This is a genomic window from Mesorhizobium sp. M5C.F.Cr.IN.023.01.1.1 (assembly GCF_003997585.1).
Taxonomy (GTDB): domain Bacteria; phylum Pseudomonadota; class Alphaproteobacteria; order Rhizobiales; family Rhizobiaceae; genus Mesorhizobium; species Mesorhizobium wenxiniae.
Map to the genome: position 1 here is coordinate 1 of NZ_RZSU01000004.1, position 20,340 is coordinate 20,340.

A 20,340-nucleotide genomic window follows, 5' to 3' on the forward strand; every position below is an offset into this window, starting at 1 on the left:
ATTGGCAAGCGTGCGATCGGCGAGCGCGACGGTGCGCGGCGCGCGGAGGCTTTGCGGAAGACTGTTGGAGGCAGCGGTGAGCGAAGTTCCCACCGAATGGAGGCCCGCCACGGTCGCCACCGACCACAGAGCGATCGCAACGCCAACAACGGGAATCGCGGCCCAGCGCCGGCCGGGCCTCATCGAAATCAGTCCAGTATCAGGACTGTCACCCCGGTTTTTCAAACGCACAAACGCCATACAACCAACCTCAATCGGCCTTGCGGCATGCGGGGCTCGCAGCCGTCACAATCACAGTCGTCTGGTGCCCCCTGCACGCTTCACGTCTGTTGCCGATTGATTCAAAAGATGGACAAACTTGGTTAACCAATCCCTCTACCGATCGCCAATTGGGCGAAGGTCGATTTCAAAAAGCTCCCTCCAAAACTAAAAAAATGGTAGAAATGCCCTCCATGTCAGGCTTTGCTGCCCGTTTTTGCAGGCCGAGTCAACAAAGCGAAAGGACTAGACCTTGCCTAGGCAGGCCTCAGCTGAAGGCTGTTTCAGATAAAAAGCATCGCATCACCCGTGACCGTCTGCGCGCAGGCTGCGCTGCCAACGCAGCCTTTGCATACAGGTAAATTCGTTTTTTGCTAATATATCTTGGCCATGCACATTTGTGCGCGACCAACAAAAGGGAGGATGCGATGGAAACCATGAATCGCAGGTCTGCAATTGCGCTCGGAGTCACGGCCGCCGCAGTTACGCCTCTGTTCGCTTTGGCGGGATCCGCAACGGCCAAGGAGTACGGCCCGAATGAAGGCAAGGAGATTGCGCCCGGCGTCAGAGTGGTGGAGGTCGGCACTGGCAACTCCGACATTCCCGCTTACAAGAGCATCTCAATCGTCGACGTGGTCTTTCAGCCCGGAGCAGTGGCTCCTGAAATGGTCATGGACAACGACATGGTCTGCACGATCGCTGCCGGCGAATTCACGATCAAGAAAGCGGACAAGGAATTCAAACTCAAAGAAGGCGACATGTACACTTGCGCCAAGGGCAAGACCGACGGTGCCACGAACACAAGTGCCGCGGTCGGCGTGCATCGCATTGCGATCCTGATACCTGCCAGCGTATGAACCGAAAAATGAGGCCCGCGACCTCCGCCGGAGGCGCGGGCCTTGTCATCGCGTGCGCACGCCTATGCAGCGCGCAGGTTTTCCGCCGGGCGCAAGTTCTGGTTCATGCGGAACAGATTCAGCGGATCATATCGCTGCTTGATTTCCAGAAGCCGCCGATAGTTGCCGCCATAGGCTGCTTCGACCCTGTCGACCTCGTCGCCCGGCATGAAGTTCACATAGGCCGTGCCGGCGGCATAGGGCGAGGCCGCCTCGTAAACACCGCGCGCCCAGTCGATGCAGGCGCGGTCCATTTCCGGTTCGCGCCAGCGGGCGTGAACATTCATGACGTAATGCGCGCTGCGCTGCGGAAACGCCGTTGCATCCGCTGCCACCCGGCCCGCGGCACCGCCGATATGGGCGAAGAATATCTCGCATTCCGGCCCCGGAAGCCTGGGTATCGCGGCCGTGACGACCCCGATCGCGCTGTCTGAAAGCTCGGTGAAGTCATGGCTCTTCCAGTAGTTTCGGGCGCCGGGCGTCAGCAACGGATCGAATGCCTGCTCCCAGCCGGTGAACGGGTTGGGGCCGACCACATCGGCAATCGGTGTGCCGATGGCTCGAAGCCTTTGCGTCGCTTTCTCGCCCTCCTGAAGGTCGCCGCAATAGCACATGGCCAGGACCAGCACCTCCTTGCCATGCCATTCGGCCGGCAGGAACGGCAGCGGCGGCGCCTGCCGCATGACCACCCAGCAGGTCAGCTCATTGGGCGCTGCTTCGAGCGCGGCTCGGTATTCCCGCAACACGTTTTCAGCATCGGCGAAGGGATGGACGACGAGCCCCGACAGCACCTGCGGACCGACTTGGTGGAGTTTGAACTCGAAAGCCGTGACGACGCCGAAATTGCCGCCGCCACCGCGAAGCGCCCAGAACAGGTCCGGGTTTTCGGTCTGGCTGGCGCGCAGCAGCTTGCCGTCGGCGGTAACCACATCGGCGCAGAGAAGATTGTCGACGGTCAAGCCGAATTTCCGCGTGATCCAGCCGAAGCCGCCGCCCAGCGTCAGGCCTGAAATGCCGGTGGTTGAGTTGATGCCGGTCGGCACCGCCAGTTCGAAGGCCTGTGTTTCCGCGTCGACGTCGGCGAGCGTCGCGCCAGGTTCCACCCATGCCCGCCGCGTCGCCGGATCGACCCGCACCGACTTCATCAGCGACAGATCGATCATTAGGCCGCCGTCGCAGACGGCGCTGCCGGCGATGTTGTGGCCGCCGCCGCGAACCGCGACGAGCAGCCTGTTTTCCCTGGCAAAATTGACGGCGGCGACAACGTCGGCGGCACCGGCGCAGCGCACGATCAGCCCTGGCCGCCGGTCGATCATGGCATTCCAGATGCTGCGTGCCTCGTCATAGGCGGCGTCGCCTTCCCTCAGCACGGTGCCGCGCAATTGCGCCGAAAGCGCGTCCAGGGCCGCGGCATCGACTGTCGTCTTGCCGCGTTCAAGCGTGGTGAGGCTCATGCTGTTCATGGTTTCCTCCCGATTGTTTTTTGAGCCGTTTTCCCTCCACCCGTTTCCAAGTTTGCCCTTATATTAGAGGTCAAGCAAGTTCCTAGTGGCTTGCCGGGCGTTATTGCGCGCGCGTCGGCGGCCGCGCTCAATCGGATGAGATATGACCCAGACGGCCGATTTGCGAGGAACGCAGACGCAGCTTGCTCGCCAGCATACCGCCCGATCTCACCTTCAGCCCGTCCGGGCAGGCAGTAGGCCGCAACGGCGTCGCCCGCCCGCCAGACCTGTGGCTGTCACCGGCAAGGACATCGCTCATGTCGAGGCGCACTGCACGTCTTCCTCGATCCGGTGTCGCGCAGACGGGCCGTCGCTTCTAAATCGACGATGATGGCGAGCCACAGGCCGGCAATTCCGGCCCGTGGTGATTTGCCGATCAACAATCTTCGCTAGTCTTTTTCATTTGGCCGGGGGCGGCGGTCTTGGCGTCCGTGTCCTGCTGACCAGGAGCGGCCTCTTTCGCGCTGCCGGTCTGCTGGCCAGGTGCGCAATCCTTGGCCGAGTTCGGATTGGTGCCGCTGGTGGTGGTCGAGTCAGTTCCCTGATCGGTTGTGGTAGTGGAGTTGGCTCCCTGATCGGTGGTGCTAGGCATGGTCGTGGTCGTCGAGGTTCCGCTTGTCGTCTGGGCAAGTGAAAGCCCGGATGATACTGCCAGCATGACCGACGCCAGAAGGATGCGTTTCATCGTCGTTCTCCTGTTCCGAATGCGCGGAATGCGCTGGCGAACCAACAGCGAGACAGGCGGAGTGTTCCGCGAAAAGTTCAACTTTTTGCAACCCCCGCCTAACAGTCAGCTCTCATTGGGACTAAAGGCCGGAGACTAAAGGCCCGGATAAAAAAGCGCGCCGGCAGGCAAAACGGAGATGGGTACTGGATCGCCGTAAGGCGGTCTCCGCCGGTGCGGTCGAGGAACTACGCAGCGGTCCGCGGAGTTAGACATATCAGCAACCAATGCATAGGAGAGCTCTGATGGCACCGCGCAGAAAACCCGACGATCCATCCGAAGGCCCGACAATTGAACAGCAGGACTGGGACGCGATTAAAGGCGGCGAAATTATGCCAGACAGCGTGCCGGGAAACGGCGACATCCGGTACGACCTCGAGAAGGAGGCTGAACTGCCCGAGGAAGACGACGACAATCCGTACCAGGAAAGTGACGAGGCGTTGCCGGACGACGAAAAGGAACGCGCCATCTCGCGCAACCCCTCGAAGCAAGATATCGACGAGCCGTGACGGCAGCATCCAATGGCGCAGCTAGCCGGCCCGTTCCGGGTAGGCCAAATTCCATGAAAGTTCCTGCAGCAACAGAAAAGGCCCCGCGGGGAGGAAGCGCGGGGCCTTTGTCCGAACGCCGTGCGAACGGCTTTCCAGTCGCTGTAAAACGACTGTGCTTCCAACCGTGGCTGGCGGATCTTGTTCCATCGAAACCGAAAAAAGATGGCACTCGTTCGCTGCTTCGCAGCATTGCTGGCTTGGATTGTCATCGGCTCAATCACAATTTCTGTCTGATGGAACAACTCCAAAAAGCGCTCGTTGGAGAATCATCGCAATCAGCGAGGCAACTCGAATGGAGACCCACCATGATGAAGAAAATTCTTTCTGCAACCGTACTCAGCATCGCCCTTGCCACTTCGGCGATGGCGCAATCAACCGGCACAGGATCCGGCACCAGCGATCCGGGAGCGGGCACCGGGACAGGCACTGGCACGATGGCTCCCGGCACCGATACTACAAATCCTGCCGATCCAAACGTAACCGGTTCAACAACCACAGGCACCGACGGCATGGCTGACCGGTGCAAGGACGCGACGCAGGCCGATATGAACACTGCCAGTGGCACTGCAACTTCGGATAGGGAGGATTGCCCCGAGTAACGGAGCCAAGGCTCCCTGAGGGCCGCGGTGGCTTGCCGCGGCCAGTCAGACAAAGCCGGGAACCGGCTTTGTCTTCCCACTCAGTTGCGCGCCTAAGGTGAGTGCTTGCGGGAAATTCCGGACAATCGCCGCCATCCAGGTTGCGCTGCCTGGACTAACGGCAATCCCAGCAAGTACGGCCGCGGCGTAGACCCGAGTTGAAAACAGACTTTTCCAGGCCGCCTCATAGCGTCTGCCGGCAGCCTCGCGCCCTGCACGGCCGCCGGGCGCGCATGCGAGTTCGCAGGCCAGCAGCCAGCCGGACTGAAGCGCCATCGAGATGCCCTCGGCGACAACGGGATGGGACTCTCCGGCTGCATTGCCGACGCGGAAGATGTCCCGTTCGTAGCAGGAGCGAATTCCCGGCCGGATCGGACCTGCGGCAAGCCACGAACCGTCGGCGTGAGCTGACTCCAGGGCATCCCTGACACCCCGGCAGGATTCCCTCAGATGACGGGAGACCGCATCGGCCGCCGACAAATGGCTCTGCTGGTTGGGGCCAGACTGTTTGCGCAACCGTGCGAGCATATCGCGCCGAATGCAGCACGAAATCGACAGCCGGCCATGATCGGCCGATACCATGCCGCCATAACCACCGGGAAAGACCAGCAGGGGCATCAAATCAGGCGCCAGGGACGAGCCGGTGAAATGCGCCTTGAAGCCGAGCAGGTCCGAAGGGCGGTTGGTCTTCCCGAGCTGGCTGGGCAGCGGTCCTGGTTCCCAGGAGCCGTGTGCGGCGACAATCACTGGCGCACGCAACATTGTCGTTTCGTTCCCGGCTTGAATTCGCACCATTTGCATCTCGCCATCCCGGTCGATGGCGACGGCGCGGCAAGGCTGAAAGATTTCGGCGCCCGCCGATCGCGCCACCTGCAAAAGCAGACAGTCGAGAATATCCCGGCCGAGCGCCCGGCCGAAGCCAGGGTTGGCAGAAGGCCCATCTTTCGCGCGAGGCATGGGCGCCTCGACACTAGCTTCGCCGGAAATGAAGCCGACACGGCGGATTTCGGGGCCGGCATTGGCACGCCAGGCATCGCCGATTTCCAGCTGGTCCAGAAGCGCAAGATTGCTTGCCGATATATATTCACCGCAGACCTTGTGGCGCGGGAACGCGCTCTTTTCCACAATAGCCACGTCCCATCCGCGCCGGGCCAGCGTCAGCGCGACGGACGTGCCCGCCGGGCCGGCGCCTATGATGACCGCGTCATGGGTCGACAATCGCGTCATAGGTCATCACACCGGTACCGACGAAAATGTGGGAAAAAAGGCCGGCGCGCCGTTCCTCGACCGGCTTGCCGTTTGCTGCGAGCCAGAGACCGGAAAGCTCGCTGCCGCGAAAGCCGGCACGCACGCTTTGAGCCGCGTCGTTTCGAGTGACGTCATTGGCGCCGATTGCCGGCAGAAGACGCGTCGCGGCCAACGCCAGTTTCGCCCGCAACGGCTCTGTCGCCACGAGCAGCGGGGCCTTCGGCGCCATCAGCGAAAACAGACGCACGAGCTCGGCATCGTCAAAATGATGCAGAAACAGATTGACGGTGATCGCGTCGAACCGCGTCCCCTCATTCTTTCTCGCCCAGTCGAAGACATCGGCGGTGACGCCTTCGACCGCCCATCCCAGCCTGTCAAAATCACCACGCAATTGCGCGGTGATGAGGTCGACGCGGTCGAGCATTACCAGTTCGACCCCAGGCCAATGCCCGGCCATGCGCCGCGCTATCGCCAGCATGAAGGAGCCATCGCCGGCGCCGATCTCCAGAATCCGGCGTGGCGGGTTTGGCACAAATTTCCGGAGCAGCGACGCCATGATCCTCGCCTGAAACATCAGGGCGTTGATGCGACGGAGGTCGCGGCGCGCGGCAAGCGCTCGCGGATCGTCGCCCGCAAGTCCGTCGAGGATTTCCGGCTCAAGCTGGCGCTGCTCCAGGCCGCTCATGACACCGTTCGGAAAAGCATGGTTTCGGCCGTCAGCCCGGGTCCGAACGACATGCCGCAGCCGAGTTGGCCTGGTGGCGCCTTCAACATCTCTTTCATCACGAACATGACGGTCGCGGACGACATGTTTCCGTACTGGCGCAACACCTCGCGCGATGGCTCCAGCGCGGTGGGTGCAAGCTTCAGGGCCCTTTCGACGGCGTCGAGAACCGAACGTCCACCCGGGTGCACGGCCCAGAGGTCGATCGCCTCGGTCGGCCGGTCGCCGAGGATGGCATCTTGGTTGCTCCGCAACGCCTCATGGATCGCTGCCGGGACTTGGCCGGAAAGAACCATTTCGAAGCCGTTGTCGCGAATGCTCCAGCTCATCAGATCCCGCCGCTCGTTCGCCACGATACAGTAAAAGCTTTCGAGCTCGATGCCGTGCGGCTCGGCGGTGACGAGCGCAGCCGCACAGCCGTCGCCCCAGAGGCAGAACGACAGCAGCTTTTCCAGCCCGCTGGATTCCCGCAGATGCATCGTGCAGAGTTCGATATTGACCAGCAGGACCCTCGCCTGCGGGTCGGAGCGGACGATGTGGCGGGCAAGCTTGAGGCCATTAATCGCCGCGTAGCAGCCCATGAACCCGATCATCGTGCGTTCAACCCCTTCCGGCAGGCCGCATCGCGCAACCAGCTCCAGGTCGATGCCCGGGGCTGAAAAACCGGTGCAGGTGGTAACGATAAGATGGGTGATGCGGGAAACGCCGGCATCAAGCTCTAATCCCTCGACGCCTTTTTTCGCCAGAACAGGTGCGGCATCTCCGAACATTGCCATTCTCTCGGCCGTTCCAGGAAAGGCGCCCCGGATGAACCTCCCGGCCAGGTCTGCTGACGGTCCTTCGGGGTCGCTGGCAGGTGCAAAGCAGGAATAGCGGTGCTCGATGCCGGCGAGGTCAGCCATGCGTTTGAAAATTCTTCGGCGATCGGCGGCAAGCATGGAGGCCGCGAAACGCACATAGAATTGATGAACGTCGTGCTCCGGCACCGCTGTCGCGATCCGGTTGATATACGCTTTGGCCGGCATATTCTGTCTCCTCGGCGTGTGCACGGTATATTTTGGGCCACCGCCGGAGGTTGTGTGGTCATCGGCACCAGATGTTGGACATCAGGTTTTGAGTGTTGTTCGATGAACGTTTCTGAGAACTGATTTCATCCCGAGGTTCAGCATGTGCTGCTGCCGGGCGATGCTGCGGTTCGCCGGCACTAGGAACATAGGCTCCGTTACCGAGGCGTCCACCAAGAGCCCCGCGCTTCGGGCCGAGGCGCCATTGCGTCCGGCCCTCACCGGGAACGGTCTTTTTGCTGATCGGTGGAACATTAGGGCATACTAACAGTTGTAGGATGACAGCGAATATCTCCCGGATATTGGCTGCCGGATCGGGGCCCGTACCCCGTCGGCCCGCGCTCCTCCAGAGGCGCGGGCTTCCCCGATCCTAGGAACAATTGCCGGCTTGAAGCCCGATTTTGGGAACAATGGCCAGCTGCCATAGGGCTCGCGGTAAAGACAAGGAGAGCTGTCATGAACAATATAATCTGGCTGGTCGGGGCCGTCATTATCGTAATAGCGATACTCAGCTTCCTTGGGCTAGGTTAGGATACGCCTTTTAGCGAAAATCCGACGCGTGAATAGGCAGCTACTTGGGTCGGCTCTGGAACCCACATGGGGTCTGCAGGCGCAGCAGCTATCCGGCCTAACGACCCCGCTCCTTCACGGGGCGAAGTTCCCTGCCCGATCGATACCATCCAAGAACCAGCGCTCTCATTTGACGCCGCCTCTCCTGCCTTGAGCGGGTGACGTCCCGCGTCCGCTCGAGTTTGCGTCGTTTCCGTATGGTCCCAACCTACCGCTGCGCCCTTTCTCGGCTGAGAGGAGCTGCGGCGCGTGAAAATCACCCTCGGGCGGTTGACCTTCCAGCAGCTGGAAGGTCTATTTCCCTTTCGAACGGAGATTTTCATCATGAACATTGGCATCGCATCCGAGAAATCCGGCCTGCCGTCCAAGACGATACGCTACTACGAGGACATCGGGCTTTTGCGCCCGGCCCGGACAGACAATGGCTATCGCGACTATTCGGTAGCCGACATCCACCGCCTCCGGTTTCTGCAGCGCTCGCGCAGCCTGGGTTTTTCGGTTGACGAATGCCGCCAGTTGCTGTCGCTCTATCAAGACAAGGACCGCGAGAGCGCCGACGTCAAATCTATCGCCGAAGCCAAGTTGCAGGAGATCGACAGGAAGATCGCCGAACTCGTGGGATTGCGTGGCCTGCTTCATCATTTGGTCGAGCACTGTCATGGCGACGAGAGGCCGGACTGCCCGATCATCGACGAATTGGCGGGAGAGGGCATGGTTCAGTGAAGTGGACCGCCGTAGTGATGCTGTCGCTTGCCTGCGCCTCCGCGGTGGTGGCCGCGGCCGGACCTGACCCAATCGTCGCGACGCGCCAGTCCTCGATGAAGGAGATGGCCGCTGCCGCAAAGACGATCGCCGGGATGTTCGATGGCAAGCTGGCCTATGACGCTGCGGCGTTCAAGGCGGCGGCGGGGACGTTACGTGCCCGCACCGGCCCTGCCCTCATTGCGGAATTTCCCAGCGCGACATTGGGTGCGCCTTCGGGCGCCAGGTTGGAAATCGACCAGGCCCGTTCGGAATTCGAGGCGCTGGCCCGTCACATCGGGACGCTGGCGAGCACACTGGCCGCCAAGGCCGAGCGGGCGCCCGCCAGTATCACCGACGACATGAGGATGGGTTCCGGCCCGGCGATGGGCGGCGGCAGCCTGCTTGGCAAGCGGCCGGCAGCGGCAGAAGGCGATCCTGCCAAGGCTCCCGCCGAGCACCTCCTGCATCTTATCCTGCAGGATTGCTCAAGCTGTCATTCGAAGTTCCGGCAGAAGGTCCTGTGATCGCCGAGCGATCCGCGAGATCACCGGATGGCTGATTGGCCGGGTGCGGCGCTGATTGACGTTGCGGTGCCTTTTGTTCATTGTCCTGTTGCTGCCTCCGAGGTTCAGCAATGAAGCGCAGTCTCGCTTTCGGTGTGATTGTGATCGCCGTCGTCGGCCTGCTGGGCGGCAGCGCACTTTTGATTGCTGGCCAGTCCAGAGTCTCGCAAGACGCGATCCAGTCATCGGTTATCCGCACCCCTGGATTGATTGACAGCGCCTGGAAGCTCCCCGTGGCTGCCACTTTCAATGCCGACGTCACATGGCAATCAAACGGATCAAGGTGCGGCCCGGCAAGTGTCGCAAACACATTCCGCTCCATCGGCGAGGAGGAGACAACCGAAGCCGAAGTCCTCGCCGGAACCGGAAAGTGCTGGACAGGCTTTTGCATCATCGGGCTCACGCTGGACGAGCTTGCCGAGGTCGCTCGAACGAACACCAGGCGGAAGGTTTCCGTGCTTCGGAATTTGAGCGCTGATGCGTTTCGCGAGCACATGAAGCGGGCCAACGATCCCGGCCGCCGTTACATCGTCAACTTCACCCGTGAGAAGATTTTCGGCGCCGGCGCTGGCCATTTTTCCCCGATCGGAGGATATCTGGAGGCCGAGGACATGGTCTTCGTCCTCGACGTAAACGAGGACTACAAGCCCTGGCTGATCGAGCGTGAGCGCCTGTTTTCAGCCATGAACACAATCGACAGCGATGGCGACAAAAAGCGCGGCTTGCTGCTTATCGAGTAGCACGGTCGCAAGCAGTTTCGCAGACCGCCAACGAGCGTAGTGCCCCCCGGCTCGGGCGCCGGGGCTGGGGCAATCTCGCCGTGCTGCAAAAAGGCGGTCAGGGATGCGCTGGTCGAGGCGTTGTCGGGCTTCCTCAAGGAAGTCGCCGGCGGTAGCTATCTCAGCGACGCCGAAGTCGCCGGCATTGCGAAAGCGGAGCTCGAGGAGTTTCGCGCGCCCTCGACGCAGCGCGCTATTAAATTAAGCTGCCTTAATCCATGAGCCGAGCCACTGCGGCTGCTTTCAATCGACCAGCACGGCGACCACTGCGGTGCAGTCGCCCGCCTTGACCAATCCGGGAAAATGCCGCGCGGCCAGCATGCCGCCCATTCTTGCCCTGATCTCTTGAGGTGCGGCACCGGTGCGGCCGATGGAGTGGATGCGCGCCAGGACCTGGCCCTCTTCGACAGGTTCGCTCAGATCGATCATCGTTTCGATCATCCCATCGTCCTCGGCGAACGAGAAGCAATCGCCCGACGGCATGTCTAGCCAGCGGGTCGGCTGCATCTCGACCGCACCGGCGACAATGCCGCCATGGCGCAGCACATTGAGCACGCCGCGACGAGCGATCCGCACCGTTTCCGCGCGGGAGGTGCCACCGCCGCCAAGCTCCGTGGTGATGAACAGCTTGCCCATCTCTTCGGCGGCAGTGTCGAACATGCCGACCGCATCGATCTCCAGCATCTTCATCGACCACGGCGCCGAGAACGCTTCGACCGCCGCGAACCCCTTCGCTTCCAGCACTTTGTCGGGCCGGATATGGGCGGCACAGAACGGCACGAAGTCGAGCGTTTTGCCGCCGGAATGGAAGTCGAGCGCGATATCGGTGCGCGGCAAAAGTTCGCGCTGGAAGTAATCGGCGATCTTCTCGGTCACCGTGCCGTCGGGCCGGCCGGGAAAGCTGCGGTTCAGATTGCCCTTATCGATCGGCGAGGTGCGGGTGCCGGCACGGAACGCCGGATAGTTCATCGCCGGCACGATGATCACCGTGCCGCTGACGTGCTTCGGATCGAGCGTACGGGCGAGATCGTAGAGCGCCAGCGGCCCCTCGTATTCGTCGCCATGATTGCCGCCGGTGAGCAATGCGCTCGGCCCGCTGCCGTTGCGGATCACGCAGATCGGGATCATCACCGATCCCCATGCCGAATCGTCACGGCTGTAAGGCAGCCGCAGGAATCCGTGCTGCACGCCGTCGCGGTCGAAATCGACGGTCGGCGTGATCGGTGAGGGGCGAAGGCTGGACATCGGGCTCAATTCTTCACCACCAGCTTGCGCGGCACATTGGCCAGGCACTCGACCCCTGTCTCGGTGATCAGGATGGATTCGGTGATCTCGAGCCCCATCGTCTCCAGCCACAGGCCGGTCATGAAATGGAAGGTCATGCCCGGCTTCAGCTCGGTGCGGTCGCCGGGGCGCAGGCTCATGGTGCGCTCGCCCCAGTCCGGCGGATAGGAAAGCCCGATCGGATAGCCGGTGCGGTTGTCCTTGACGATGCCGTATTTCTTCAGCACCGCGAAGAAGGCGTTGGCGATGTCCTCGCAGCTGTTGCCAGGCTTTGCCGCGGCAAGCCCGGCCTCCATGCCTTCCAGCGTCGCCTTTTCGGCATCGAGGAATTCCTGTGTGGGTTTACCAAGGAACACAGTCCGGGAAAGCGGACAGTGATAGCGGTTATAGCAGCCGGCAATCTCGAAGAAGGTACCCTCGCCCGACTTCATCGGCCGGTCGTCCCAGGTCAGATGTGGCGCCGACGCATCGGGGCCCGATGGCAGCAGCGGTACGATCGCTGGGTAGTCACCACCGATCCCGTCGACGCCGCGCGTGCCGGCATCATAGATCTCGGCGACCAGGTCGCATTTGCGCATGCCGACTTCGATCTTGTCGACGATACGCTGGTGCATCGCTTCGACGATCCGGGCGGCCTTGCGCATATAGTCGATTTCGGTCGGGCTCTTCACCGCACGCTGCCAATTGACGAGTGCCGTGGCATCGACGAAGCGGGCGTTGGGCAGATGCTTTTGCAGCGAAGCAAAGGCGGCGGCCGAGAACCAGTAATTGTCCATCTCGACGCCGATGCTGAGCTTGCCCCAGCCGCGATCGGCCAGCACCTGCGAGAGAAAATCCATCGGGTGGCGTTCGGTCGACTGCACATAGTGGTCGGCATAGCCGACGATATTGTCGTGCGCGAGATACGCGGTGCGCTTGGCGCCGTTGGCGTCCTGACCGCGCCCGTACCACACCAGTTCGCCCGACGGCGGCACGATGACGGCCTGATGCACGTAGAACGACCAGCCGTCATAGCCGGTCAGCCAGGCCATATTGGACGGATCGCTGACGATAAGGAGATCGACACCCTTGGCCTCCATGGCCGTCCGTGTCTTGGCGAGGCGATCCGCATATTCGCCGCGCGAGAATTTGAGATTGGGCTGCATTGTTCTTGGTCCTCGTTTGTTGGGCCTTGCGGCCAGCATCAGCTTTCGAAAATTGTCCCGGCATTCCCCGCCCGCGCACGGTCGCGGGCGAGCGTGGCGATCGCCGTGTCCTGGACGCCGGTGCCGGTCAGGTCGGCGATGGTGATGTCGCTGGCTGAGCGCCGGCCGTGCTTTTCGCCGGCGATGATCTGGCCGAGTTCGGTCACTTCGGCATCGGCCGCCATCACGCCCGCCGCGATGGCATGGTGCAGTTCGCCCAGCAGCCGCGTCTGTTTCGCGCTGTCGGCGACGTAGAGATCGGCCATGCGCAGGATCGCCGGAGCGATCTCGTTCTTGTGCTCGGCGTCCGAGCCCATAGCGGTGATGTGCTGGCCGGCCAAGACGAAGCCGGCTTTGATCAGCGGCTCGGTCGACGGCGTCGTGGTGACGATGATGTCGGCATCGGCGGCCGCATTTGCGGCGTCGGGCTCGGCGCGCACGGCGATGCCTAATCTTTCGCGCAATGCATCCGCCGCAGCCTCGGCCTTGGCGGCGTCCCTGGCCCAGATGCGGGCCTCGGCGATCGGCCGCACCAGCATAAGCGCCTCGAGCTGCAGTCCAGCCTGGACGCCGGCGCCGAAGATCGCGGCGATCGAGGAGTCCGGCCGCGAAAGGTGTTTAGCCGCGACCGCTCCGGCCGCCGCTGTGCGGATGTCGGTGAGATAACCATTGTCGAGCAGCAGCGCCTCGACCAGCCCGGTTTTTGACGACAGCAGCACCATCATGCCGTTGACGCTGGGCAGGCCGAGCTTCGGATTGTCGAAGAAGCCGGGACTGATCTTAATGGCAAAACCTTCTATCCCAGGCACATAGGCGGTCTTGACGTCGACCTCGCCGCGATGCTCGGGAATGTCGAGCCGCAGGATCGGCGGCATCGCCACCGGCAAGGTGGCAAGCGCGCGGAACGCATTCTCGACGCAAGCGACAGCATCGAGATCGAGCTTCACGATCGCGCGCAATTCGGCTTCGGTGAGTATCGTCATTCGGCTCATGCGGCGTTCTCCTGCATTGCTTCGCCGCAAACGACTTTCCTGTGCAGCGTCATATCGATGTTGCGGCCCGACAGAATGAGCACCGTGGGGCCGCTCGCCCTGACTTTGCCGGACAGCACGGCGGCGATGCCGACTGCGCCGGCGCCTTCGACGATCTCGCGCTCCTGTTCATAGGCATGGCGGATGCCGGCGGCGATCTCATCCTCGTCGAGCAGGATCACGTCGTCGAGCAGGTCGCGGCACATCGAGAAGGTCAGCCAGTTGTCGAGGCCGATGCCACCGGCAAGCGAATCCGCCAGTGTCGGCAGTTCCTCGACCAAAACTGGATGTCCGGCATCGAGGCTCGCCTTCATTGCCGCACCCCGCGCCATCGAAACGCCGATGACCTTCGTGCTCGGTCTGACGCCCTTCACGGCCGCGGCGACACCCGCTGCCAGTCCGCCGCCGGACAGCGGCACCAGCACCAAAGCGGCGTCCGCAACCTGCTCGATGATCTCCAGCCCGAGCGTGCCTTGACCGGCGATGATATCAGGATGGTCGAAGGGCGGCAGCATGACCAGCCCCTCTTCCGCGACCAGCCGGTCGACCTCCTGCTGCGCATCGTCCTGGCTGTTGCCGACGATGCGGATCTCGGCGCCAAGCCGACGGATTTCATCGAGCTTATTCTGCGGCACCCGTCGCGACATGCAGATCGTCGCCCGCATGCCTTCGAGCTTCGCCGCATGAGCCAGCGCCCGGCCGTGATTGCCGGTCGAGGCGGCGACCACGCCACGCGCCTTCTCCTCGGCGTTCAGCGACGCGATGGCGTTCGAGGCACCGCGCAGCTTGAAGCTGCCGGTGGTCTGCCGATGTTCGAGCTTGAGATAAACAGGCGCGCCCAAGTGCCCGGAAAGACTCGGAGAAAGCGCGGTCGGCGTGCGTTCGACCTTAGCTGCGATGCACTCGCGCGCCGCGCGGATATCGGACAGGGTGACGTCGTTCGCGGTCATGACCTTTGCTCTGCAATCAATTCAAAGGCAGCGTCATCAGACGGCCGAATTCGGCACGGGGCTCGTCGTCGCCGCAAAGCCGCAGACAGTTCCAGGCCGTCGCCTGGTTGCTGGTGACGACCGGACGGCCGATCGCCTCTTCCATGCCGACCACGGCAAGTGCTGCCCGCAGCGCCGTGCAGGAGACGAACAGCGCGTCGGCTTTTTCGTCCATCGCATCGAGCGACAGATCGACCAGCGACGCAGGCGCAATCCGCGCCATCTCGCGGTCGTCCTCGAAGCCGAGACAGGTGAAGCCGGCGATCTCGAAACCATGCGCCGCGAAATAGGCCGCCAACGGCCGGCTGGTTTCGACCGTATAGGGAGTAAGGATGCTGATCGTCCTGGCGCCCAGGGCCTTCAAGCCGCGCACGCCTGCCATCGGCGGCGTGACCACCGGCACGCCAGGCTTGGCCGCCTGCACCGCCGCCTCGATCTCGGCATCGCCGATGACCACGGAGGCCGAGGTGCAGGAATAGCAGATCGCGTCGAGCGGCTCATCGGGCAGGATGAGCGCCGCGCCCGCCGTAAGCGACGGCTGCATCTTGCGCAAATTGTCCGGCGTCGTCGGATTGGCGTAGGGAATGCGCGCGACATAAACGCCAATCCGGTCGCTCGCCACCATGCGGCGAAAATCCGGTTCGGTCGTATGGTCGGTCGCAAGGATGATCAACCCGACGCGCTTTTCCAGGGGACGCGCGTCGAGCGCCGGCCGTGTCGGCATCACTCTGATTTCGGGCAAGTTTTTCATGAAGACTACCTCTCGATCTTGCCGTAACGGCGTTCCAGCCAGCGTAGCAGCACGACCGAGAAAAGACTGATGACGAGGAAGAAGGCGCCGACCAAGGTCATCGGCTCGACATAGCGGTAATAGGTGTTGGCGACGCTCTTGGCCTGGTTCATCAGTTCCAGCACGGTGATCGCCGACAGCAGCGGCGTCTCCTTGAACATCGCGATGAAGTAGTTGGCAAGCGCCGGGATCATCGGCGGAATCGCCTGAGGCATGATAATGTGGGTCCAGGTCTGCCTGGCGTTCAGATTGCAGGCCTTGGCGGCTTCCCATTGGCCGCGCGGCACATTCTCGATACCGGCGCGATAGACTTCGGCCGTGTAGGTGCCGTAATGCAGGCCGAGGCCGATGACGCCCGCCACCAGCGGTGGCAGCAGGATACCAATATCCGGCAGCACGTAGAAGATGAAATAGAGCTGCACCAAAAGCGGCGTGCCGCGGATGAATTCGGCGAGGAAGCCGACGGTGCGCGACAAGCCCTTGTTCGGCGAGCGCCGCGCCAGCGCGATGGCCAGCCCCACGATCGCGGCCAGAACCGAGCCGAGCAGCGTCGCCAGGATGGTGATCTTCACGCCCTGGATCAGCGTCGGCATGATCTCCCAGACGAAATTCCAATCCCACTCCATTATGAGGCCCGATCCATCATACGCGCACCCCGTCGAGACCGCGCGCCATCCGGCGTTCCAGCGATCTCACGCCCCAGGAAATGATCAGCGCAAGGACGAAATAGATGATGAGAATGGTGGTGAACGGCACCAGCGTGTTGCCGGTCTGCGACCGCACCACCTGCGCCTGGAAGGTCAGATCGGCGAGCGAGATCAGCGAAACGACGGCGGTGGCCTTGAGCAATTCGATGGCGTTGTTGCCGAAGGTCGGCAGCATGACCAGCAGCGCCTGCGGAAGGATGACATGGCGCATGCCTTGCCAGCGGCCGAGATTGAGCGCGGTGCAGGCCTCGTACTGTTCGCGGCCGATCGACTGGATGGCGCCGCGCACCACCTCCGCCGCATAGGCGCCGACATTGAGGCCGAGCGCCAGCACGCCCGCCTGCAGCGGCGTCAGCGAAATGCCGATGAAGGGCAGCACGAAATAGGCCCAGAACAGCTGCACGAAGATCGAGGTGCCGCGGAAGAATTCGATATAGGCGGTGGCCAGCGCCCGAATGGCGAAAAAACGCGACAGCCGCCCCAGCCCGGCGAGAAACGCCATGATCAGGGCAAGCACCGACCCCATCAGCGTCAGCTCGATGGTAACAAGCGCTCCCTGCAAAATCAGGCTGAAATAGCCGGACCATTGGGTCATTGGGTCGAGAGTTTCCGCGTTGAACGTCTAGCGAGACTTTGGTTTCAGCGTCCTTCTCCCGTTCACGGGGGAGAAGATGCCGGCAGGCGGATGAGGGGCAGCGCGAACCAATTAAAGTATGGCGCTACCCGTCATCCGACCCTTCGGGCCACCTTCTCCCCGTGAACTGGGAGAAGGAAAAGGGCGCCTACTTTGCCGAACAGAGCTTGTCGCGGCTTGTCGACATCGCTGCCGCTGCCGAGAAGCCGTAAGGCTCGATGATCTTGGCGAATTCACCGGACTCCTTCAGCTTGGCCAACTCGACGTCATAGGCGTCGCGCAGCGTTTCGTCGCCCTTCTTGAAGGCTGCGCCGTCGCAATAGACCGGCGCGCCGACCACCGGAGCGACAACTTCGAGGTTCGGATCGTTGGCCTTCTTGACCAGATCATTGATCGACAGCACTGGCAGCGAATAGGCGTCGATGCGGCCGTCCTGCAGCATCTTCAGGCCGCTCTGGCCGTCCGGCACGACGATGACGCGGTCACGTGGCACACCAGCGGTGAGCGCCAGCTTCTCCTCGGTGCCGCCGCCCGGCGCCCCGATCGTCGCGGTGGCATCCTTGGCGACATCCTCGTAGCTCTTGAAGCCCTTGGGGTTGCCCTTCTTCACCAGCATCGCCTCGGCGTCGCACAGCACCGGCTCCGAATAGACAACGGCCGCGCAACGCTCCGGCTTCATAAACAGGCCGGCGGTGACGACGTCGAAACGGCCGGCCTGCAGGCCGGGAATCATGGCGCCATATTCCGAGATCGAGGCGACGATGTCGTTGACGCCGAGGCGCTTAAAGATTTCACGCGCCACATCGGGCGCCGCGCCCGAAACCTTGCCGTCGGCCGCAACCGCCGTGTAGGGCGGCTCATTGGCAATGGCGACGCGCGCGAAGCCCTGTGCCTTGAGCTCTTCGAGCTTGCTGTCGTCGGCCGATCCCGCGGTCGAGGCGGCCAGAATTGCGGTTAGTGCAACACCGGCCACGCCGGCCAGAATGCCAAGTTTCTTCATTGTTCCCAACTCCTTGCTTCTCTTCTTGGTTTGGTCGTTCTACGGGACGGCTTCGCCGCCCCTTGAGGACGGCTTCGCCGCCTTGGCATGGCGGTCAGACGCGATGTCCGGCCGCGATGATCTTCTTCAGGAAGCCTTGCGTGCGCTCCTGCTTGGGATTGCGGAAAATCTCGTCGGGCTTGCCTTCTTCGACGATCTTCCCGCGGTCGAAAAACAGCACCCGGTCGGCGAAATCATGGGCAAAACCCATTTCATGGGTGACGAGCAGCATGGTCATGTCTGTCTCGGAGCAGAGCCGCCACAACACGTTTAGCACCTCCTCGACCAGTTCCGGATCGAGCGCCGATGTCACCTCGTCGAATAGCATGATCCTGGGCTGCAGCGCCAAGGCGCGAGCTATGGCAACGCGCTGCTTCTGCCCACCGGAGAGCTGCGCCGGCATCGCTCTGGCCTTGTCGGCCATGCCGACCATGTCGAGCAGTTCCATCGCCCGTTTTTCGGCGGCGGCGCGCGACATGCCCTTGGTCAGGATCGGAGCCAGCGTGACGTTGTCGATAACACTCTTGTGCGGAAACAGGTTGAACAGCTGGAAGACCATGCCGATCTTCTGGCGCATTCTTGCCAGATGCCGTTCGTCGGCGGGCAGCAACTGGCCGTTGCGCTCCATGTGGTAGAGCTGCTCGCCGTCGATCTGGATGTGGCCGCTGTCGATCCTCTCCAGCGTCATCAGGATGCGCAGGATCGTCGTCTTGCCCGAGCCGGATGGGCCGATCAGCGCCAGCTTCTCGCGCGGCATGACCTGCATCGACAGACCGTCCAACACCTTGAAGGTGCCGAAGCTTTTCGAAATGCCGTCGATCTTGATGATGGGCGCGGACAATGAATTTCCCCGTGCTGGAGAAGCTTGGTGCCTTCAACGATGCGGAACGCGCCAAATCATGTCAATCAGGAAAATAAACTCATGACAATGTTTCTGGCTCCGCACAATTCCGCGGCGATCTTTGCCTAGATCGCCAGCAGGAGATGCTCCGGATCGCCGAGCAGAAGTTTGGTGACAACGCTCAGGCCGGCGCGCAGTTCCTCCTCGGTAGTCGAGCCCAGCGAGATGCGCACTGCCGGCTGCCAGGGCTCCTGCGAAATACGGAAGGATGTGCCTGGCGCGATCGCCACGCCCTGCAAACGGGCCTGCGAGACGAAACTCTCCTCGGCGCGGTCGCCGGGCAGCTGCAGCCACAGATGCAATCCGTCGCGATGGACACGATAGTCGACCCCGGCAAGCACCTGAGCGGCAATCTCCTGCCGCCGCCGCAGTGCCGAACGTTGCCAGCGAACAAGCTCCATCGCCGTGCCGTCGGTCACCCATTTTGTCGCGATCTCCGCCACCAGCGGCGTCGCCATCCAGTTGGAGACGAGATGCCGGTTGGCGACGGCGGCGACATAGCGGTCGGGCGCCGCGAGATAGCCGATGCGCAGGCCTGGCACGACGATTTTGGTGAAGGAGGTGACGTAGAGCGTGCGCTCGGGCGCGAAGGCGGCGACTGGCGGCGGGCGACCCTCGACCAGCGGGCCGAGCACGTCGTTCTCGATGATGGCGAGGTCGTGCCGGCGCGCCACCGCGGCGATCTGCTCGCGCCGCGCGGCGCCCATAAGCGTTGCGGTCGGATTGATCACCGAAGGCTGCACGAATATGGCGCGGATGTCGGAAAGCTGGCACGCCTCGTCGAGCGCCTCCGGGATCAGGCCATTATCGTCGATCGGCAGGCCCTCGAGGTTGAAGCCGAGATAGCGCGCCAGCGGGATCAGAGTGTGGTGGCCGATCGCCTCGGTGGCGACGGTCGAACCGGGCGGCGCCACGCTCATCAGTGCCACCGTCATGCCGGCCGTGGCGCCGTTGGTCAGGCTGACATTCTGCGCGGACACATCGAGACCGCACAGCCGCAGCCATTCAACCGCCACCGCGCGGTGGCGCGGGAACACCATGTTCGGCCGGAACGACAGCGCCGAGCTCGACGGCAGGTTCCCGGCAAGCCAGCCAAGCGCCTGTTTCAGCCGCTCCAGATGCATCGGCTCGCAAACCGGCTTCAGGATGGAGAGGTCGATGACCTCGCCAAGACGCTCCGGCAGATACGGCGGCTCGGGCTCGCGGCGCAGCGTCTGCACGAAGCTGCCGCGGCCGATCTCGCCGGAGACCAGGCCCCGGCGGATCAGTTCCTCATAGGCGCGACTGACTGTCTGCACCGAAAGCTTCAATTCGTCGGCCAGCCGGCGATGCGTTGGCAGCCGCGCGCCGTTGGCTAGCCGTCCATCATGAATGGCGCGCGCGAACTGGTCGGCGAGCGACTGATAGGCCGGCCGCCGGATGAGCGCGGGATCTGGACGCCACAATGTCATGACATATTAGAGATCGAAATCAGTGCAATTGACAATCGAAATAATGCGCCGTCATGGTGTCGGGGACGA

The 20,340-nt window shown here is 62.6% G+C and carries 22 protein-coding genes and 1 pseudogene; 7 read left to right on the plus strand and 16 right to left on the minus strand.

Annotated elements, in window-relative coordinates; genetic code table 11:
• Nucleotides 1–183: pseudogene (locus tag EOA78_RS36395) on the minus strand (hypothetical protein); the annotation flags it as partial.
• A 503-nt stretch (nucleotides 184–686) separates the two neighbouring features.
• Here EOA78_RS36395 and EOA78_RS02735 point away from each other — a divergent pair.
• A complete protein-coding gene (locus tag EOA78_RS02735; protein ID WP_127313770.1) occupies nucleotides 687–1,115 on the plus strand; it encodes a hypothetical protein in 429 nt (142 codons plus the stop codon).
• Between the two features lie 62 nt (nucleotides 1,116–1,177).
• Here the strand turns inward: EOA78_RS02735 and EOA78_RS02740 are convergent, their stop codons facing one another.
• Nucleotides 1,178–2,617: an FAD-binding oxidoreductase gene (locus EOA78_RS02740; protein WP_127313771.1), complete on the minus strand. Its 1,440-nt coding sequence runs from the start codon at nucleotides 2,615–2,617 to the stop codon at nucleotides 1,178–1,180.
• A 415-nt stretch (nucleotides 2,618–3,032) separates the two neighbouring features.
• Nucleotides 3,033–3,341: a hypothetical protein gene (locus tag EOA78_RS02745; protein WP_127313772.1), complete on the minus strand. Its 309-nt coding sequence runs from the start codon at nucleotides 3,339–3,341 to the stop codon at nucleotides 3,033–3,035.
• A 284-nt stretch (nucleotides 3,342–3,625) separates the two neighbouring features.
• Between EOA78_RS02745 and EOA78_RS02750 the strand changes: the two genes are divergently transcribed.
• Together EOA78_RS02750 and EOA78_RS36825 are read left to right on the plus strand one after the other, a co-directional pair.
• A complete protein-coding gene (locus tag EOA78_RS02750) occupies nucleotides 3,626–3,889 on the plus strand; it encodes a hypothetical protein (protein ID WP_206533402.1) in 264 nt (87 codons plus the stop codon).
• A gap of 107 nt (nucleotides 3,890–3,996) precedes the next feature.
• Nucleotides 3,997–4,530 (plus strand): hypothetical protein, encoded by a 534-nt coding sequence (locus EOA78_RS36825; RefSeq protein ID WP_245477127.1) that lies wholly within the window; start codon nucleotides 3,997–3,999, stop codon nucleotides 4,528–4,530.
• A gap of 45 nt (nucleotides 4,531–4,575) precedes the next feature.
• On the opposite strand, the gene EOA78_RS02760 is transcribed toward EOA78_RS36825, so the two are convergent.
• From EOA78_RS02760 to EOA78_RS02770, 3 genes are read right to left on the minus strand one after another with little or no spacing between them, the layout of a single operon-like run.
• The gene (locus EOA78_RS02760; protein WP_127313773.1) at nucleotides 4,576–5,796 is read right to left on the minus strand and encodes an NAD(P)/FAD-dependent oxidoreductase; all 1,221 of its coding nucleotides are present in this window, start codon (nucleotides 5,794–5,796) and stop codon (nucleotides 4,576–4,578) included.
• Nucleotides 5,774–6,502 (minus strand): methyltransferase domain-containing protein, encoded by a 729-nt coding sequence (locus EOA78_RS02765; RefSeq protein ID WP_127313774.1) that lies wholly within the window; start codon nucleotides 6,500–6,502, stop codon nucleotides 5,774–5,776. Before EOA78_RS02765 ends, EOA78_RS02760 begins: the two co-directional genes overlap by 23 nt.
• Nucleotides 6,499–7,566 (minus strand): type III polyketide synthase, encoded by a 1,068-nt coding sequence (locus EOA78_RS02770; protein ID WP_127313775.1) that lies wholly within the window; start codon nucleotides 7,564–7,566, stop codon nucleotides 6,499–6,501. The genes EOA78_RS02765 and EOA78_RS02770 overlap by 4 nt, the downstream gene beginning before the upstream one ends.
• 933 nt (nucleotides 7,567–8,499) lie before the next feature.
• Between EOA78_RS02770 and cueR the strand changes: the two genes are divergently transcribed.
• From cueR to EOA78_RS02790, 4 genes are all read left to right on the plus strand, one after another.
• The gene (gene cueR / locus EOA78_RS02775) at nucleotides 8,500–8,898 is read left to right on the plus strand and encodes a Cu(I)-responsive transcriptional regulator (RefSeq protein WP_127313776.1); all 399 of its coding nucleotides are present in this window, start codon (nucleotides 8,500–8,502) and stop codon (nucleotides 8,896–8,898) included.
• Nucleotides 8,895–9,443 carry a cytochrome c gene (locus EOA78_RS02780; protein WP_245477130.1) on the plus strand — a complete coding sequence of 183 codons (549 nt, stop codon included), beginning with the start codon at nucleotides 8,895–8,897 and terminating at the stop codon, nucleotides 9,441–9,443. The genes cueR and EOA78_RS02780 overlap by 4 nt, the downstream gene beginning before the upstream one ends.
• A gap of 110 nt (nucleotides 9,444–9,553) precedes the next feature.
• Nucleotides 9,554–10,222, plus strand: coding sequence for a phytochelatin synthase family protein (locus tag EOA78_RS02785; RefSeq protein ID WP_127313777.1), 669 nt, complete (start codon nucleotides 9,554–9,556; stop codon nucleotides 10,220–10,222).
• Nucleotides 10,223–10,261: 39 nt separating this feature from the next.
• On the plus strand, nucleotides 10,262–10,483 hold the full coding sequence (locus tag EOA78_RS02790) for a hypothetical protein (protein ID WP_245477137.1): 222 nt from the start codon (nucleotides 10,262–10,264) through the stop codon (nucleotides 10,481–10,483).
• Nucleotides 10,484–10,504: 21 nt separating this feature from the next.
• Here EOA78_RS02790 and doeB read toward each other — a convergent pair whose 3' ends face one another.
• The 10 genes from doeB to EOA78_RS02840 form a co-directional block, all read right to left on the minus strand.
• Entirely contained in the window at nucleotides 10,505–11,506 is a 1,002-nt protein-coding gene (doeB, locus tag EOA78_RS02795) for a N(2)-acetyl-L-2,4-diaminobutanoate deacetylase DoeB (protein WP_127313778.1), read from the minus strand.
• Nucleotides 11,507–11,511: 5 nt separating this feature from the next.
• Nucleotides 11,512–12,690, minus strand: coding sequence for an ectoine hydrolase DoeA (gene doeA / locus EOA78_RS02800; RefSeq protein ID WP_127313779.1), 1,179 nt, complete (start codon nucleotides 12,688–12,690; stop codon nucleotides 11,512–11,514).
• Between the two features lie 38 nt (nucleotides 12,691–12,728).
• Nucleotides 12,729–13,721, minus strand: coding sequence for an ectoine utilization protein EutC (eutC, locus tag EOA78_RS02805; RefSeq protein WP_127313780.1), 993 nt, complete (start codon nucleotides 13,719–13,721; stop codon nucleotides 12,729–12,731).
• Complete coding sequence (gene eutB / locus EOA78_RS02810; protein ID WP_127313781.1) at nucleotides 13,718–14,710, minus strand: hydroxyectoine utilization dehydratase EutB; 993 nt, start codon at nucleotides 14,708–14,710, stop codon at nucleotides 13,718–13,720. The genes eutC and eutB overlap by 4 nt, the downstream gene beginning before the upstream one ends.
• A gap of 16 nt (nucleotides 14,711–14,726) precedes the next feature.
• Nucleotides 14,727–15,500, minus strand: coding sequence for an ectoine utilization protein EutA (gene eutA / locus EOA78_RS02815; protein ID WP_127313782.1), 774 nt, complete (start codon nucleotides 15,498–15,500; stop codon nucleotides 14,727–14,729).
• A gap of 5 nt (nucleotides 15,501–15,505) precedes the next feature.
• The gene (gene ehuD / locus EOA78_RS02820; RefSeq protein WP_029350592.1) at nucleotides 15,506–16,165 is read right to left on the minus strand and encodes an ectoine/hydroxyectoine ABC transporter permease subunit EhuD; all 660 of its coding nucleotides are present in this window, start codon (nucleotides 16,163–16,165) and stop codon (nucleotides 15,506–15,508) included.
• 16 nt (nucleotides 16,166–16,181) lie between these two features.
• Entirely contained in the window at nucleotides 16,182–16,841 is a 660-nt protein-coding gene (gene ehuC / locus EOA78_RS02825) for an ectoine/hydroxyectoine ABC transporter permease subunit EhuC (protein ID WP_127313783.1), read from the minus strand.
• Nucleotides 16,842–17,028: 187 nt separating this feature from the next.
• On the minus strand, nucleotides 17,029–17,880 hold the full coding sequence (gene ehuB, locus EOA78_RS02830; RefSeq protein ID WP_127313784.1) for an ectoine/hydroxyectoine ABC transporter substrate-binding protein EhuB: 852 nt from the start codon (nucleotides 17,878–17,880) through the stop codon (nucleotides 17,029–17,031).
• 94 nt (nucleotides 17,881–17,974) lie between these two features.
• A complete protein-coding gene (gene ehuA / locus EOA78_RS02835) occupies nucleotides 17,975–18,760 on the minus strand; it encodes an ectoine/hydroxyectoine ABC transporter ATP-binding protein EhuA (protein ID WP_127313785.1) in 786 nt (261 codons plus the stop codon).
• Nucleotides 18,761–18,885: 125 nt separating this feature from the next.
• On the minus strand, nucleotides 18,886–20,271 hold the full coding sequence (locus EOA78_RS02840; protein ID WP_127313786.1) for a PLP-dependent aminotransferase family protein: 1,386 nt from the start codon (nucleotides 20,269–20,271) through the stop codon (nucleotides 18,886–18,888).
• Between the last annotated feature and the right edge of the window lie 69 nt (nucleotides 20,272–20,340).